General features: G+C 63.8%; 14 protein-coding genes. 4 read left to right on the forward strand and 10 right to left on the reverse strand.

Going from position 1 to position 16,830, the window contains the following annotated elements:
* The first annotated feature begins 176 nt into the window (after positions 1-176).
* The gene (locus WDB91_RS19070; RefSeq protein ID WP_339115248.1) at positions 177-1,205 is read left to right on the forward strand and encodes a LacI family DNA-binding transcriptional regulator; all 1,029 of its coding nucleotides are present in this window, start codon (positions 177-179) and stop codon (positions 1,203-1,205) included.
* Here the strand turns inward: WDB91_RS19070 and WDB91_RS19075 are convergent.
* Positions 1,189-2,238, reverse strand: coding sequence for a LacI family DNA-binding transcriptional regulator (locus WDB91_RS19075; protein ID WP_339115249.1), 1,050 nt, complete (start codon positions 2,236-2,238; stop codon positions 1,189-1,191). The two genes, WDB91_RS19070 and WDB91_RS19075, sit on opposite strands and share 17 nt — an antisense overlap.
* An 88-nt stretch (positions 2,239-2,326) precedes the next feature.
* Here WDB91_RS19075 and WDB91_RS19080 point away from each other — a divergent pair, with 88 nt between their 5' ends.
* On the forward strand, positions 2,327-3,496 hold the full coding sequence (locus WDB91_RS19080) for a phytanoyl-CoA dioxygenase family protein (RefSeq protein WP_339115250.1): 1,170 nt from the start codon (positions 2,327-2,329) through the stop codon (positions 3,494-3,496).
* A 55-nt stretch (positions 3,497-3,551) separates the two neighbouring features.
* Positions 3,552-4,364: an SDR family oxidoreductase gene (locus WDB91_RS19085; RefSeq protein ID WP_339115251.1), complete on the forward strand. Its 813-nt coding sequence runs from the start codon at positions 3,552-3,554 to the stop codon at positions 4,362-4,364.
* 48 nt (positions 4,365-4,412) lie between these two features.
* Here the strand turns inward: WDB91_RS19085 and WDB91_RS19090 are convergent, their stop codons facing one another.
* The 9 genes from WDB91_RS19090 to iolG form a co-directional block, all read right to left on the reverse strand.
* The gene (locus WDB91_RS19090; RefSeq protein ID WP_339115252.1) at positions 4,413-5,192 is read right to left on the reverse strand and encodes a TIM barrel protein; all 780 of its coding nucleotides are present in this window, start codon (positions 5,190-5,192) and stop codon (positions 4,413-4,415) included.
* Positions 5,193-5,220: 28 nt separating this feature from the next.
* Entirely contained in the window at positions 5,221-6,147 is a 927-nt protein-coding gene (gene iolE / locus WDB91_RS19095; protein ID WP_339115142.1) for a myo-inosose-2 dehydratase, read from the reverse strand.
* 95 nt (positions 6,148-6,242) lie between these two features.
* Positions 6,243-8,105: a 3D-(3,5/4)-trihydroxycyclohexane-1,2-dione acylhydrolase (decyclizing) gene (gene iolD, locus WDB91_RS19100; RefSeq protein ID WP_339115143.1), complete on the reverse strand. Its 1,863-nt coding sequence runs from the start codon at positions 8,103-8,105 to the stop codon at positions 6,243-6,245.
* Between the two features lie 119 nt (positions 8,106-8,224).
* Complete coding sequence (gene iolC, locus WDB91_RS19105) at positions 8,225-10,150, reverse strand: 5-dehydro-2-deoxygluconokinase (RefSeq protein ID WP_339115253.1); 1,926 nt, start codon at positions 10,148-10,150, stop codon at positions 8,225-8,227.
* Positions 10,151-10,171: 21 nt separating this feature from the next.
* Positions 10,172-11,305: a Gfo/Idh/MocA family oxidoreductase gene (locus WDB91_RS19110; protein ID WP_339115254.1), complete on the reverse strand. Its 1,134-nt coding sequence runs from the start codon at positions 11,303-11,305 to the stop codon at positions 10,172-10,174.
* Between the two features lie 63 nt (positions 11,306-11,368).
* Positions 11,369-12,193, reverse strand: coding sequence for an ATP-binding cassette domain-containing protein (locus WDB91_RS19115; protein WP_339115255.1), 825 nt, complete (start codon positions 12,191-12,193; stop codon positions 11,369-11,371).
* A gap of 1 nt (position 12,194) precedes the next feature.
* Positions 12,195-13,301 carry an ABC transporter permease gene (locus WDB91_RS19120; RefSeq protein ID WP_339115256.1) on the reverse strand — a complete coding sequence of 369 codons (1,107 nt, stop codon included), beginning with the start codon at positions 13,299-13,301 and terminating at the stop codon, positions 12,195-12,197.
* Positions 13,302-13,454: 153 nt separating this feature from the next.
* Positions 13,455-14,372, reverse strand: a complete 918-nt coding sequence (locus WDB91_RS19125) for a sugar ABC transporter substrate-binding protein (protein WP_339115257.1) — start codon at positions 14,370-14,372, stop codon at positions 13,455-13,457.
* A gap of 171 nt (positions 14,373-14,543) precedes the next feature.
* Positions 14,544-15,563, reverse strand: a complete 1,020-nt coding sequence (gene iolG, locus WDB91_RS19130) for an inositol 2-dehydrogenase (protein WP_339115258.1) — start codon at positions 15,561-15,563, stop codon at positions 14,544-14,546.
* Between the two features lie 209 nt (positions 15,564-15,772).
* Here iolG and WDB91_RS19135 point away from each other — a divergent pair, with 209 nt between their 5' ends.
* On the forward strand, positions 15,773-16,825 hold the full coding sequence (locus WDB91_RS19135) for a LacI family DNA-binding transcriptional regulator (protein ID WP_339115259.1): 1,053 nt from the start codon (positions 15,773-15,775) through the stop codon (positions 16,823-16,825).
* Positions 16,826-16,830: the final 5 nt, after the last annotated feature.

Genomic DNA, 16,830 nt, shown 5'->3' on the forward strand with positions numbered 1-16,830 from the left:
TGTATACCGCCGTCATTTCACTTCTTCGGGCCATCTAAACATCTAACGCTGACACATCATTTTGAGGCGAAAAATGATGTATACGCAGCTTATCAATTCTGATGTCGCCGAAACATTGACATATCGCGCGTATTTTTACTACTTGCTCGATTGATCCATCACATGGCCGAGTCACAATGAAACGCGCAACGATTGCAGATCTCGCACGCGAGTCGAATGTCAGTAAATCCACCATTGACCGGATCCTGAGCGGTCGGGGGTCGGTGAAATCGACCACCGTCGAACATGTTCTAGCTGTCGCCGAACGGATCAATTTCCATGCGACCGGCGCGATCCGGACGCAGCTCAATGACGGCACCGAGCCACGCGTTCTGGGGTTCGTCCTCAACGCGCGCGAGCGGGGCTTCTACCGCGATCTGGCCGAACATGCCCTGCGCCGCGTCGCGCGTCAGCCACGGATGCGTGCTGTGGTGCGTCATGTGCCCTCGCCCGACCCGGACCTGATGGTTTCGGCACTGATGGAACTGGCCCAAGAATGCGATGCCATCGCCTGTGCCTCGGTCGATGATCCGGTGATCAGCGAGGCGATCTCCGAGCTTGCGAGCCGCGGCATTCCGGTCTTTGCCCTGATCACCGATCTCTCGGCGCCCGAACGCGCGGGATTTGTGGGAGCCAATGAATGGCAGCTGGGGCGTAGCGCGGGATGGTTCATGTCGCTCCTTGCCCCCGAGGGTGGCACCATCGCGGTGCTCGACGGCTCGCATCGCTATACCAGCCAGCAATCCCAGAATGTCAGTTTCCGCGCCTTCCTGAACGGCGCACCCGCACAGTATCGCATTCTCGACAGCCGCTCGACGCAGGAGAATGACGGCATGGCACAGCGCATCATGACCGAGTTGCTGGAAGAATATGGCGCCGATCTGACCGGTCTGTTCGTGACAGGCGGCGGCATAGACGGGGTGATCGCCGCCCTTGAAGCGGCAGGTCCGCGCGGCCCCCGCCTGCGCGTCATCGCCAACGAACTGACCGAGCGCTCGCGCTCCGCGCTTCGGCGCGGACTGATCGATGTGCTTCTGGTCCATCCGGTGCAGGATATGATCGATGCCTCGATCGATGTGATGGACGAGGCGATCCGTGCGCCCGACAACGCACGCCAGATCCAGCGCACCCTGCCCTTCCGGATCATGATCAGCGAGAGCTGCTGACCTCCGGCCCGCCGAGATCCAGATAATCGCTGGGCAGCGCGATCTGGATCGCCGTCTCCTCGATCTCCACACCTTTCGGCAGGATCCGGTGATGACGGGCGAAATGCTGTGCCACCCGCCGCGCATCGAGACGGAAGTTGTGATGGAGCACGAAACTCAACCGACCCTGACGCAGGAGCGTCTCGTTGGTACGGTCCAGATCATGCGCCGCAAAGACCTGCGGACTGCGCCCCGCCTCGTCGAACGCCTCCAGTATCGCGCGGTTGGCGCCGCCAGTGGAATAGACGCATGAAATGTCGGGATGCGCGGCCAGCGTCTGCGCCACGAGCGTCCTGGTGGTCCGGTTGACGCCCTGCCCGTCCGACAGCGTGACGCAGCGCATCTGTGGCGCGATCTGCGCCAGACAGGCCAGAAACCCCGTCCGGCGGCTTTCCTCGCCCTCGAACATCTGGCTCGATTGCGAGATCAGCACCCGTGCGGGCCCCGGCCCCATCATCTTCGCCATCAACCACGCAGCCCTGGCTCCCGCGCGGCCATTCTCCATGCCCACATAGGCCAGACGGCGGGCGGGCGCGAGATCGGTGACATAGCTCACCACCGGAATGCGCTTGGCGGCCAACAGATCCAGCTGTGCCTCGATGGCAGGCGTGGCCGGTAGCTTCACCATCACCCCATGGCTGCCACGCTTGGCGATGGCCGCGATCTTGGCGAGGATCTCGCGCTCGGTCATCACCTCGGCCAGATGGAAGCGCGCACGGATGGCGGCAGGCTTGGTCAGCGGCAGCTCGCTCTCGAAGGCCGCACGCACCGGATTGGTAAAGCGCAGCGGCGCCTGCATCACGATATCGATGGTCAGCCGCGTGCCCAGAGCCTGCGCCTCATGGGCCTGCGCCTCCAGCTCCTCGATGGCCTGCGCGACCCGCTGCGCGGTCTGCGCGCGCAGATGCGCCCGCCCATGCAGGGCACGGTCGACGGTGGCGGCGCTGAGCCCCGACTGAAGCGCGATTTCCTTGACGGTAAAACGATGGGCCATCTTCCGATTTGAGGTGATTTTGAGGTGAATGGCAACTACCCGTTGCACCTTTTGCACGACACTCTGGGGCCATCAGGAGGAGGACCCCATGACCATTCACCACGCCACCCGCCAACCCCCCGTCTGGATTAGCGCAAAGGATGCCGATTTCGCGACCTTCAGGGCGCAGGTCGAGCAGAGCACCGATCCCGCCACCGTGCCCCGTGCCAGCGAGGTGGTCTGCAACATACCGATCTATGAGGGCGCATTCGTTGAGACCTGCGCCACCAGCACCGATGCCGGACGCGATCTGATGGCCGAATGGGCGCGGGTCTTTGCACACGGGGCGGGGATCATCGTGATCCGGCAGGCTGTGCACGACCACGCCGTCATCGACCGCGCGAGCGACGTTTTCGATGCGGTCATCGCGCACGAAAAGGCGGCGGCCATGGGCGGCGGCGACCATTTCGCCAAACCCGGCGCCAATGACCGGATCTGGAACAGCCTCGAGAAACACTGCCTTGCCGACCCCGAGAATTTCGCCCGCTATTACGGCGCGAGCGCGCTCGCCATGGCGGCGCTGGCATGGATCGGGCCCGATTACCAGATGACCGCGCAGGTCAACCGCGTCAATCCGGGCGGGGCGGCGCAGACGGCGCATCGCGATTACCATCTGGGTTTCATGACGCCCTCGCGCATGGAGGACTATCCCTCGCATATCCATCACGTCTCGCCGATGCTGACGCTGCAGGGGGCGCTGGCGCATTGCGATATGCCGCTCGAGACGGGGCCCACCCTGTTCCTGCCCTTCTCGCAGCTCTTCTTCGAGGGCTATCTGGCCTATACCGAGGCCCCCTATCAGGACTATTTCGCGCAGCATCACGTCCAGCTGCCCTTGAAGAAAGGCGATGCGGTCTTCTTCAATCCGGCTGTGATGCACGGGGCGGGCCGCAATGTGACCGAAGACAGGTTCCGGCTCGTGAACCTGTTCCAGATCTCCTCGGCCTTTGGTCGTGCGATGGAAAGCGTCAATCGCGACGCGATGGTGCGCGCGCTCTATCCCGCACTCTCGGGCATGGCCCCCGATATCCGCCGCAATGCGGTGGCTGCCGCGGCCGAGGGCTATGCCTTCCCCACCAATCTCGACAGAAATCCTCCGATTGGCGGGCTTGCGCCGAAATCACAGGCCGCGCTCATGCTGCATGCCCTGGAGGAGGATCTGGACACGGCGCGCTTTGCCGCGATGATGGACGATCTGGTATGGAAGAACAAAAGCTGAGCCATAACGGGCCATGTGAAGCGCATGGCCCGTTCCATGGGGGGGGGAGAAAACGATGAACAGAATTGACGGAGCGATCGCGCTGGTGACAGGCGGCACGCAGGGACTGGGCGCTGCGATCGCGCGCTGCTTTGCCCATGCAGGAGCATCAGGGATTGCCATTGTCGGGCGCGATCAGGCCAAGGGCGAGGCCGTGGCCGCTTGTATCACACAAGAGACCGGCATTCCGGTGCTGATGATCGCGGCGGACCTGTCGGACCCGCAAACGCCCGCGCGGATCGTCAAGGAAGCACGCGCGCGGTTCGGGCGTGTGGACATTTTGGTGAATGCCGCAGCCCTCACCGATCGCGGCACGATCCTGTCGACCGATGTCGCACTTTTCGATGCGATCTTTGCCACCAATGTGCGTGCGCCCTTCTTCCTGATGCAGGAGGTCGTGCGCCAGATGATCGATCAGGGGATCGAAGGCCGGATCGTGAATATCGGCTCCACCTCGGAACATGCGGGCCAGCCCAATCTGTCGGCCTACTCCACCTCGAAAGGTGCACTGGCCACGCTCACACGCAACACGGCCTTCGCGCTGATGCGCAACCGGATCCGCGTCAACCAGCTCGATATCGGCTGGATGGCCTCCGATCACGAGCGCGCGCTCCAGATCGCCGAAACAGGAGATCCCGACTGGGAAGAGAAAGCCCGTGCCAACCTGCCCTTCGGTCGACTGGTCGATCCCGAGGAGGTCGCGCGTGCCGCACTCTATCTGGCCTCCCCCGATAGCGGTCTCATGAGCGGGGCTGTGATCCATTTCGACCAGTCGGTCTGGGGTGGCTATGACGGGCAGGCACCAGTCCCCGCGCAGCCACTGCAATAAAAAGAGCGCGCGGGGTGACCCGCGCGCCAGTCAGGGGATGGCGGACTGTCAGAGCGTGAAGGCTGCGACAAAGGCGTCGACGGCCGCATCGCTCTCGCCCTTGGCCCAGGCCTCCATTGCGACAGGCCCGCGATACCCCATCGCCTGCAACCCTCTGGCCACGCCTGCATAATTGATCTCGCCGGTTCCCGGCTCGCAGCGGCCCGGATTATCGGCCACCTGCACCTCGCCGATCCATGGCAGGCATTTCTCGCACCAGCGGATCAGGTCGCCCTCGCCGATCTGGGTATGATAGAGATCGAGATTGATCTTCAGCTGCGGCCGGTTTACCGCAGAGACAAGCGCCAGAACATCCGCCGTCGATCCGAACGGACAGCCCGGATGGTCCATCGGATTGAGGTTCTCGAGCGTGAAGACGACACCCTCCTCCTCCGCCATATCGCAGATCCGCTCGAGCGTCTCACGCGCCTTCAGCCACATCGCGCCCGTGACGACCTCGTGCTTCCAGATCGGAATGCCGCCATCGCCCAGACCGGTGCCGTGCAGGTTGAGGCGGCTGACCCCCAGCCGCTTGCCGACCTGCACCGTCTCGCGCGCCGAGGCAAGCAGCCTGTCGGCCCCCTCGCCATCGGCCAGACGGCCCTCGATATAGCCATTCATGATGGTGTAATTGGCGCCGACCTTCTCGAGCTTGGCCAGATCATGTTCCGGCCAGTTCCAGAGCCCGACGCCCAATCCGCGCTCGGTCAGGCGCGCCGCCCGCCACTCGATGGGCTTGTCGAGCCAGAGCATCTCGGCGCAGGCTGCAAGCTGGAAATCCTGTGTCATTCTGTATCCTCCCTGAAGTCTACGGCCCTCAGGCCTCGACCGGTTGTTTTTGAGTGTTTGTCAGGCCGACCTCGTTTGCGATGCGTTTGAGGGTGTGGAGGCCGAGGGTCTGGTAGAGGAGCGGGTTTCGGATATGGGGGTCCTGCTCTGCCTCGATGACGATCCATCCGTCATAGCCGTTCTGCGCGAGGATCGTGAGAAGCGGCGTGAAGTCGACGGCACCCTCCTGATCGCCGGGCACGGTGAAGGCGCCGGCCAGCACGCCCTGCAGGAAGGACAGGTTCTCGGCACGGACCTTCGCGGTGATCTCGGGGCGGATATTCTTGGCGTGGAAATGGGCCACGCGCGTGATGTGGCGGGCAAGCACTTCCTCGGGATTGCCGCCGCCGAAGGTGCAATGGCCCGCATCGAAGAGAAGATGCGTGGCGGGGCCCGTCGCGGCCATGAAGGCGTCGATCTCGGCGGGGCTCTCGACCACGGTCCCCATATGGTGGTGATAGGCAAGCCGGATGCCCTGGGTTGCGAGATAGGCGGCGAAGGCTTCCATCTTGGCGCCGAAAGCGCTCATCTCGGCGGCGCTGAGTTTGGGGCGGTCATTGACCGGCACATCGGGGCGCCCATGGACGGTGTTGGAGCATTCGCAGACGATGCAGACCTTGCAGCCATTATGTTTGAGCTTGGCCAGATGGGGCTGGACGGCCTCGATCTCCGCCTCGACCGAGCGGGTCAGGAGTTCGGTCGAATACCAGCCGGAGATGAAGGCGAGGCCATATCCGGCCAGCAGGGCGCGCAGGGCCTCCGCGTCGTCCTGTGGCCAGCGGTGGCCGTTCTCGATACCGTCGAAGCCGATGAGGCGGCCCGCCTCCTCGAGGATGCGCGCGGTGGGGATATCCGCGCCGATGGACTGGTCGTCGTCATTGGCCCAGGCGATGGGGTTGGTGCCGAATTTGATCATGGGGATCTCCTTATGGGTAGGGGCCGCGCTCGGGGGCATCGAACCCCCTCGCGCGGCGCAGGCGTCCCCATCGGGTCCGCCTGCCGCGCCGGTGGTTAGTTCACGAGCCGTTGTTTGGCGGTATTTTCGAGGTAGCGCTGGTAGGCTGCGGGGCGGTTCGGGGCGTGGCCTGTGGCGGGGACGGCGACGTCCCAGAAGTGGCCGGCCTCACCGGCTGTGGTCTCGATGCCGGTGCCGGGGAAGTCTTTCGCGGTGGTGTCGATCACGATGACGGTGGGGATATCGCGCGTGCGGGCGGCCGCCAGCTGCGCTTCCAGATCCTTGATATCTTTCGCCTTCACCGCATGGGCGCCCATCGAGGCCGCATGCATCACATAATCGATCTGCGGCTGCGCCTCGATATTGCAGTTCACATACATGTTGTTGAACGGGTTGCCGCCACAGCCCAGCGTCTGCAGCCGGTTGATGCAGCCATAGCCCGCATTATCGGTCAGCACCACGGTGAAGGGGATGCGGCGCATGACGGCAGTGGCCAGCTCGGAATTGGCCAGCATATAGGAGCCATCGCCCACAAAGCAGATCACCTCGCGGTCGGGGTTCGCGAGCTTCAGCCCCATCCCGCCCGCGACCTCGTAGCCCATGCAGCTATAGCCGTATTCCATGTGATAGCCGCCTTGAGTGGGCTGCCAGAGGAGCTTCAGCGCGCCCGGCATGGTGCCAGCGGCACACATCACAACGGCCTCGGGGGCCGCGCGCTGCACCGCGCCGATCACCTCCGCATCGAGCGGCAGCTCGCCCGCGCCCCGCTCCTCCGAGCGGTCGCGGCAGTGATGGGTCACGGCCTTCAGCCAATCCTCGCGCGCGCCCTGATCGGCATCCTCGGCGCGGTAGGCGCCGAGGCCTTCGGTCAGCGCTTCGAGCGCCACTTTCGCATCGGCCATCAGGGGCTCGGCGCCGTGCTTCATGGCATCATAAGCGGCCACGTTGATCGAGAGGAGTTTCGCTTGCGGGTTCGCAAAGAGCGTGCGCGAGCCGGTGGTGAAGTCCTGCAGGCGCGTGCCCACACCGATCACCAGATCGGCGCGCTGGCTTGCGGCATTGGCCGCCGCCGAGCCGTCGACGCCGCTCGCCCCGAAGTTCATCGGGTGGAATTGCGAGAGCGCCGATTTGCCCGCCTGCGTCTCGACCACGGGGATGTTGTGGCGGCTGGCGAATTCGGCCAGCGTGGCCTCGGCCTGCGAGTAGATCACCCCGCCACCGGCCACGATCACCGGGGCCTTGGCCGCACGGATCATCGCGATGGCCTGCTCCAGCTCGCGCGCATCGGGCGCGGGGCGGCGGATATGCCAGGTGCGGGGCGTGAAGAACGCTTCGGGGTAATCGAAGGCTTCCGATTGCACATCCTGACAGAAGGCCAGCGTGACAGGGCCTGCCGAGGCAGGATCGGTCATCGTGGCCAATGCGCGGGGCAGCGCCGTCAGGAGATGCTCGGGCCGCGTGATCCGGTCATAATAGCGCGAGACAGGGCGCAGGCAGTCATTGGCCGAGATCGTGCCATCCTCGAAGCCCTCGACCTGCTGGAGCACCGGATCGGGGCGGCGATTGGCGAAGACATCGCCCGGGATCAGAAGGATCGGCAGACGGTTCACATGCGCCAGCGCCGCCGCGGTGACGAGGTTCGTCGAGCCCGGCCCGATCGAGGAGGTCACCGCATGCGCGCGGGTGCGGCCCATGCCCTTGGTATAGGCCAGACCCGCATGCGCCATGGTCTGCTCGTTCTGGCCGCGCCAGGTCGGGAAGGCCTCGCCGATCTCCTCGAGCGCCTGACCCAGACCCGCCACATTGCCATGGCCGAAGATCGCCCAGATCCCCTCGATATACCGTTCGCCCTCGGGCGTCAGCTGAACGCTCAGCCATTTTACCATGGCCTGTGCGGCCGTCATGCGGATCGTGCCCATACTCTTCTTCCTTTGTTATACGCCCCGCCCTGTGGGGGGCCGCGCCCTTGGCGGCATCGAGCCACCTGCGGGCGCGCATCGCGGGCTGCGCCCGCGATGGGGCGCGCCGGTCCTTTCGATTATTCGGCAGCCACAGAGGTCGCTGCCGCGCGGGCCTTGTCCCAGATCCCGGCCAGACGGGTGTAGCGCGTGGCCATCTCGGCAACCGCCTCCTCGTCATCCATCCGCCCCGCCAGCCAGTCGCGCGCCACCGACCCGAAGATCGTCCGGCCCACGGCAAAGCCTTTCACCAGCGGGAAGCCTGCGGCCACCTCGAAGCTTGCCGCCAGTTCCGCCTCCGGCGCATCCAGCCCCAGAACCACGATCCCGCGGGTGTGGCGGTCATGCTCCTCGATGGCATCGCAGGCCTTGGCCCATCCGGTCTGCGATGCCATCGGCTCCAGCTTCCACCAGTCGGGATAGATCCCTTCCGCATAGAACCGCCGGATCAGGATAGCCGTGGTGTCATCGGTCACCGCAGCCACCTTGGAGGGGATGATCTCGAGGAGGAACTCGAGATTGTTGCGGCGCGAAGCCGCGTAGAGTTTCTTGACGCTGTCGAGCTGCCAGGCCCAGGTCTGCGCATCGTCATCGGGATGGCAGAACACCAGAACCTTCACCACATTCTCGCGCGCCCATTCCTTCAGGCCACCGCAATCATCGCCCAGTTCCGGCTCCAGCGTCAGCGGACGGGAACCAGGCCATTCGCAGGGACGCCCGATCCACAGGCCCGTGCCGGAGGCCGCATGCAGCGCATGCCGCCCGATGCGGTTGTCGCACAGGATCCCATAGCCCGGACGGCCATCCTGCACCTTGAGTGCGGCCTCGAGGCACAGCTCCTTGAAGGCCCCGCCTTTTTTCAGCGTATAGCCCTCCATCTCCTCGAGCTGCATCCGGTGATCGAAGGCGAACACCCGCATCTCGGAGAAGTCGCCGCCATGGCTGCGATGGCGGTTGGTCGCCCAGTGGATCTGCTCGAGCTCGGCATCATTGCGCAGATCGGGCTGGATCACGCCGCGGCTCAGGAAGAACTCCAGCTCCTCGAGCGAGGGATAGGCCGGCGTGCAGCCATGGCGCGAGACCGCAAAGGCCCCGCAGGCATTGGCATATTCGAGCGCCTTCGGCCAGGTCTCGCCATCGAGCCAGCCCTTCAGGAGGCCGGAGAAGAACCCGTCGCCCGCGCCCAGCACATTGAACACCTCGATCGGGAAGCCCGGGCCCGTCTGGCCCTCGTCAAGGCTCTCGGGGATCGCGCCTTCAAAGGCCGCAGCCCCCGCCGCCCCGCGTTTGCAGATCAGCGTCGCATTCGACACCGCCCGCACCGCCTTGAGCGCCGCGATCGTATCCGTCGTGCCGCCCGCAATGTGGAACTCTTCCTCGGTGCCCACGATCAGGTCAAAATAATGCAGGCTCTTTTGCAGCTTGGCCGTCACCTCGGCGCTTTCCACAAAGCGGCTCTCGCCATCGCCATGGCCCGCAACCCCCCAGAGATTGGGGCGGTAATCGATATCGAGCGCCGTCTGCGCACCATGTTTGCGCGCCAGCGCCAGCGCTTTCAGCGTCGCCGCTTCCGTCTTGGGGTTCGACAGATGCGTGCCGGTCGCCACCACCGAGCGCGTGCGCCCGATCAGATCTTCCGAGATGTCATCCTCGCACAGCGCCATATCCGCGCAGTTCTCGCGGTAGAAGATCAGCGGGAATTGCTCCTCGTCGCGGATCCCCAGAATCACCAGCGCCGTCAGACGCTCGGGATCGGTGGTCACACCCTCGACATTCACCCCGTGGCGCACCAGCTCCTCGCGGATGAACCGACCCATATGCTCGTCGCCAACCCGCGTGATCAGACCCGAGTTCAACCCAAGACGCGCCGTCCCGCAGGCGATATTCGTCGGAGACCCGCCAATATATTTCTCAAATGACCCCATATCCTCCAAACGACCCCCAACCTGCGAGCCGTAAAGGTCAACGCCAGCGCGACCAATCGTAATTACATCCAATGGTTTCATGTCTTCCTCCCTCGCGCCCGCTTATGAAAGGCTGCGGGCCTCCTGAATGTCGCGCCATGTGCCGTTCGAGCGGGCCATAGCGTGAATGATTTCCTCGATCACAAGACCCTGCGCGAAATCGGGGCCGCATGCGGACGCCCCCCCGATGCACGCCACCAGATCGCGCGCCTCGATAACCTTCTGCTCGTTGAAGCCGAAATTATGGCCTGGCGCGGGACAGAATGCCGCGAAATCGGGCTGTTCGGGGCCGGTGAGGTGGCGGACAAACCCTGCCTCGCCCTGCCTGTGCAGCCAAAATTCATTCATATGCTCCTGATCGAAGCGCAAGGCCCCGAGGCTGCCATGAATCTCGAACGACAGATGGCATTTGCGCCCGCGCGCGACCCGCGAGGTGGCAAAGCTCCCCTGTGCACCCGAGGCGAAACGCAGAACCGCCATCGCGCTATCCTCGTTTTCGACCGCTTTCATCCCCTCGGGCGAAGGACGTTCGGCAATGGCGATATGGGTCCGGGCAGATAGCCCCGCGACTGGCCCCATCAGAGCCACCATGAGCGAGACGAGATGGCAGCCAAGATCGCCCAAAGCGCCCAAGCCCCCACCCTGCAAGGTATGGCGCCACGACCATGGCAAATCGGGATCGGCGGCATAATCCTCGTCATAGACACCGCGGAACGTATGCAGCTGCCCCAGCGCCCCCGCATCGACCAGCGCGCGGATTGCCTGGACTGCGGGCGAGCGCAGGTAGTTATAGCCCAGAATGGTGACCTGCTGCGGATGGGCTGCGGCCATCTCGGCCATGGCGCGGGCATCTTGCAACGTCAGCGCCATCGGCTTTTCGAGCCAGATATGCTTGCCTGCCGCAAGTGCGGCCATGGCCATAGGGTAATGCAGACCGTTGGGCACAGTGATGGAGACCACATCGACCCGCGGATCGGCCATCACCTCGCGCCAGTCGCTTGTCGCGCGGGCAAACCCCCATTGGGGCGCAAGACGCGCGGCCGCATCGGGGTCGGCATCGCAGAGCAGCTCCAGACGGGGCCGCGCTCCGCCGAAAACCGTTGCGACGTTATTCCATGCCATCGCATGGCATTTGCCCATGAAGCCGGTGCCGATCAGGGCTACCCCGAGTGGCTTTTGCGAAAGAGTGCCCGTCATGGCAAACTCCATACCTATCGGAAAACCTGCAAGGCTTCCGGGCGCTACCGCCCGGAATTTGCGTCAGATCGTGCCGCCGAGCGACCCTTCGAGGTCGGCCAGTTCCTGACCGCCAGCCATGAGGTCCTGCAGTTCGGACGAGGTGATCTCGCCCCGCGCTGCCGTTCCAAGGGTCTGGCCACGGTTGAGCACGGTGAAGCGGTCGCCCACTGCCATCGCATGGCGCACGTTATGCGAGATGAAGACGACCCCCACCCCCTGATCGCGGACGCGGTCGATGGTCGCGAGCACGTTGGAGGTCTGGCGCACACCCAGCGCCGAGGTGGGCTCGTCAAGGATCAGCACCTTCGCGCCGAAGAACACCGCGCGGGCAATGGCCACCGTCTGGCGTTCGCCGCCCGAAAGCGTGCCCACCGCCTGATCGGGCGCGCGCAGGTTGATCCCCATCTTGCGCATCTCTTCCATGGTGATCTCGTTGGCACGCTCGATATCGAGACGCTTGGTCAGGCCCCTGCCCTTGGTGGGCTCGCGCCCCATGAAGAAGTTGCGGGTGACCGACATCAGCGGGATCATCGCCAGATCCTGGAACACGGTGGCAATCCCTGCCTCCATCGCATCGCGCGGGCTGGAGAAGGACAGCGGCCTGTCCTCGAAGGTGATCGTGCCGGAGGTGGGCTTGTGCACGCCCGACATGGTCTTGATGAAGGTCGATTTACCCGCGCCGTTATCGCCAAGCAGGCAATGGCATTCACCGGGTTTCACATTGAAAGTCACCCCGTTGAGCGCGATGACATTACCGAAATGCTTGGTGATCTCTTTCATCTCGATGATCGGGGCCTGCGCACCGGCGACCGAGCCGTGATGGAATTTGCTATCCTGAAGGGTCATCTCAACGCTCCCCCGTCACGCGTTTGCGCACCACATTGTTGAAGACCACGGCAATCAGCAGCATGCCGCCCAGGAAGACCTGGAACCAGTCCTGATCGAAATTGGTATAGGTCAGACCGATGGTGACCATGCCGAAGATGATCGCCCCGAAGAAGGCCCCGATGGCCGAGCCGTAACCGCCAGTCAGAAGGCACCCGCCGATCACGGCCGCGATGATCGCCTCGAATTCCTTCTGGAAGCCACGACGCGCATCGGTGGAGCCGGCATCGATCACGGTGATGATGGCTACAAGGCTTGCCGCGATTGCCGTCAGCATGAAGAGCGAGATTTTGACGCGCTTCACCGGCACACCCGAATTCTGCGCGGCATTGCTATCGCCTCCGGTGGCGAAGATCCAGTTCCCCACCGGCGTGCGTAGCAGGATATAGGTGGCGACCAGTGCGAAACCTATGAACCACAGCACTTCGACCGGCACCCCCGGCACTTTCGGCGCTCCCGATTTGAAACTGTCGATGATGCCCGCTTTGGCCATCCATGCGAACAGGCCGGTAAACGCATCTCCAGAGAAGAACGGCGTCAGGAAATCCCCTTCGACGGCCTCACGCACACCGCGCAGCTGGGTCGAACCGCCGGTGAAGAGCTTCAGCCCGACCAGAGACAGGCCGCGCAGGATGAACAGACCCGCCAGCGTAACGATGAAGGAGGGCAACCCCGTGCGGATGACGATGGCACCATTGGCCGCCCCGATCGCCGCGGCAAAGACCATGGTCAACGGGATCGAAAAGATCAGCGGCAGGCCGAGATTGACGGTGAACACACCGAAGACCATGCCTGCGAAGGCTACCATGGAGCCGATGGACAGGTCGAACTCGCCACCGATCATCAGCATGGCGGCGGCAATGCCCAGAATACCCAGCTGCGCCGAAGGCGTCAGAAAATTCATGATGCCGGACAGGGTGAACATCGTGCTGTCGGCGGTGAACAAGAAGAACAGAGTGACGAGGATCAGACCCCCGATGGCACCCAGCTCCGGTCGTTTCATAAGTTTAGCGGCAAACGACTCGGATTTGATCCGTTCGTCCGCCTCGATGGTGGCGTCCGTTGGCATGGTTCCCTCCCCACATGCGATCCGTCTTGAAAAATTGGCTGCTCTTCCCCAGCAGCCCGGCCCTCGGGCCGGAAGTGTCATGCGTCACATGACATGCGCCCGTAATACGGCGCGGCGGATGCCCGGAGCGGGTGCTCCGGACATCCCGTTGACTTAGCGAATACCTTTGGCCGCGAGGTCGATGACCTGCTCGGCCTTGTCCTGCGTGATCAGGTTCGGACCCGAGGGCACATCGCCTGCAGGCATCAGCCCGTATTTGGCATTGAGCGCCAGGAAGGCCACCGGCAGATAGCCTTGCAGGAACTGCTGCTGGTCGATCGCGAAGGCCGCATCGCCATCAACAACCGATTGCAGGAAGGAGGACGACATATCGAAGGTCGCCACCAGCACGTCATCGCGCCCGATCGCCTTCACGGCCTTGACCGAGGGTTCGCCCACGATGGGGGCCGACAGACCCAGAACCGTGTTCACATCGGGATCGGATTCAAGCGCGGCGCGGACCTTGGATTCCACCTCTGCCGGATCGGTCATGGTCGGGATGACCTCGACCGGATTACCGAACCCCTCCTCGAAACCCGCACAGCGCTGATCGAGCGAGACATTGCCCACTTCCTGATTCACACAGATGCCCTTGGTGCCGCCCATTTCCGCGAGCTTGACCCCTGCGGCCTTGCCCGCATCATATTCGGATTGGCCCACATGCAGCATCGCGCCCAGTTCCTTGGACACATCGCCACCCGAGTTCATCGAGATCACCGGAATACCGGCATCCACCGCGCGCTGGATCGACGGCCCGAGCGCGTCGGCATCGGGAATGCTCACAACGAGCCCGTCGGGCTCCTGGTTCACGGCAGCATCGATCAACTGGCTCATCTGGACCATATCGAAAGTCTCGGGCGAGCGGACATCGACGGTCGCGCCGGTATCCTTTGCCGCCTCGGCGGCACCGTTTTTCACGACCGACCAGAACGGGTCACTGGCCTGACCATGGGTCACGACGATGATCTCTTGCGCCATCGCCGATCCAGCCATCATCGCGGTCACAGCTGCCGTGGCAAAAAGGGTTTTCATTGGTCTCTCCTCCCAAAAAGGTCTTGGCGCGGGCGTCCCTGTCGCCCTTTGCGCCGGTTATCCGGCCCTTGGCCGGTCGGGCCTTTTACGGCCCCCACTTACCCTGCGAGGGGTGGTCCCTGCCGGCTCCTCTTCCGGCAAGGCCCCCGCGGGGGTGTCTGGACCAGCGCGTCAGACCGCGCGCTGGTAAAGCTCCTCATGCAGATCGAGCGAGACGGCCTGTCCGGTTTTGGCCGATTCCGTGGCGGCTTCAGCCATTGCCAATGCCGCGATCCCGTCCTCGAGCGAGGTCGGCAGAGCCGCGCCATCCACAAGGGCTGCCACGAAGGCCTCCCATTCCGCCGCATAGGCGGGCATATACCGCTCGAGGAAGAAATAGGTGGGCTTGGCACTCATCACACCCTGAGTCGTCGACCGCACCACGGTGTTCTCCAGCATGTTCTGCGCCTGCAACAGCCCTTCGGAGCCCAGCAGTTCGACCCGCTGGTCATAGCCATAGACGGCACGGCGCGAGTTCTTGATGACGGCGATCCGCCCGTCGGCATAGGTCAGCGTGACCACGGCCGTATCGACATCGCCTGCCGCGCCGATCTCGGGATCGACGATCGAGCTGCCGACCGCGCGCACCGTCACCGGCGCCTCGCCCATCAGGAAGTTGGCCATATCGAAATCATGGATCATCATATCGCGGAACAGCCCGCCCGAGACCTTGATATAGGACACCGGAGGCGGTGCGGGATCGAAGGAGGTAATCGACAACAGCTCGGGCTTGCCGATCTCGCCGCGCTGCACCGAAGCCTTCAGCGTCGCGAAATTCGGATCGAAGCGACGGTTGAAGCCCATCATCACCGGACGGCCCGTCATCGATGCCTGCGCCAGACAGGCTTTGGCCCGCGACAGTGACAGATCGACCGGCTTCTCGCAGAGCACCGCCTTGCCTGCCGCCGTGGCCTGCTCGATCAGATCCGAATGGGTATCGGTCGAGGTCGCCACCAGCACCGCATCGATCGCCGGATCAGCGAGGATCTCCTCGGTGGTGCGCGCCTCGGCCCCGAATTTCTCGGCCAGCGCCTCGGCCCCCGGACGGTAGACATCCGAGACCGCCACCAGCGTCGAGCGCGGGTTTCCGGCAATGTTCACAGCATGCACCTGACCGATCCGGCCGGCGCCCAAAAGCCCAACTTTCAGCATTTATCCCTCCCTGTTGCCGCCCTCCTCAAGGCCGCGATGGGGATATTAAGACTTCCTTTGCTCGCGTGTGCAAGCTAAATTTGCTCTCGTGTGCAAAATTTATGAGCCAGCCGACAGTTACTCTGTAGAGTGGAGCTGCCGTCCAAGAGGCGCTATAGAAACAGTGACCGGACAGCCACGCTGCCCGATCGCGTAACAAGGACCAGAGCATGAGTAACGACGTCCCGACGACCCCAGAGGCTAGCACCGCTTACGGCAGCTATGTGACCGCCGATGACGTGGCCCGTGCAGCGGGTGTCTCGCGCTGGACGGTCAATCGTGCCTTCCGCAAAGATGCCTCGATTTCCGCCAAGGCCCGCGAGAAGGTGATGCAGGCCGCAGCCGATCTGGGCTATATCCCCGATCTGCGTGCAGCAGGTCTGGCCTCGGCGCGCTCCGTCTCGGCGCGCTCCAATCTGGTTGCGCTTCTGATCGACGATTTTGCCAATCCCCACAAACTGGTAATGCTGGAGCATCTGACCCGCGCGCTGCGTCAGGGCGGATGGGATATCTTGCTGGTGAACACGCTCGATACCGATGATACTGCGCCGGCCTTGCGCCATGCCAGCCAGCGCCGAGTCGATGCGACGATCCTGATCGGCATCCAGTTCCGTGACGAAATCCTTGATCAGGTCCATCAGGGTGGGCGCCAGCCCAAACTGATCGTCTTCGCACGGACCTCGCAGGTGGACGGCGTGATCTCGATCGCGGTGGATGATCAGGCCGCGACCCGCTGCATCGCCGAATATGTCACCCAGAGAGGCTTCCGGAGGCCCTTCTATCTGGCAGGGCCGCGGACCTTCTCGGCGCATCTTCTGCGCAAGGAAACCTTCATGGAGTATTGGGTGCAGAGGCATGAACACACGCCGGAAACCGCCTGGATCGGTGCCTATGATTCGCAAAAAGCCGAATCGCTGATCCGCGAGAGCCTGCGCGGACGGGCGGCGGAGGCCTTGCCCGATGTCATCGTCTGCGAGAATGACGCGCTTGCTTTGGGGGCGATTGATGCCATCCGGCACGACCTGAAACTGCGCGTGCCCGAGGATATCGCGGTGATCGGCTTCGACGATGTGCCGCAGGCGGCAGGCGCCAATTACCGGCTGACCACCTATCGCCAGCCACTGGCCGAGATGGCCGCCTATCTCGTCGAGGTGCTCGAGGCGCAGGAACCGATGCAAAGCCGGATGTTTCTGGGCGAGCTGGTCGCCCGCGAGACCGCATAAGCCCC

Origin of the sequence: Thioclava sp. GXIMD2076, assembly GCF_037949795.1 — a bacterium.
GTDB lineage: Bacteria > Pseudomonadota > Alphaproteobacteria > Rhodobacterales > Rhodobacteraceae > Thioclava > Thioclava kandeliae.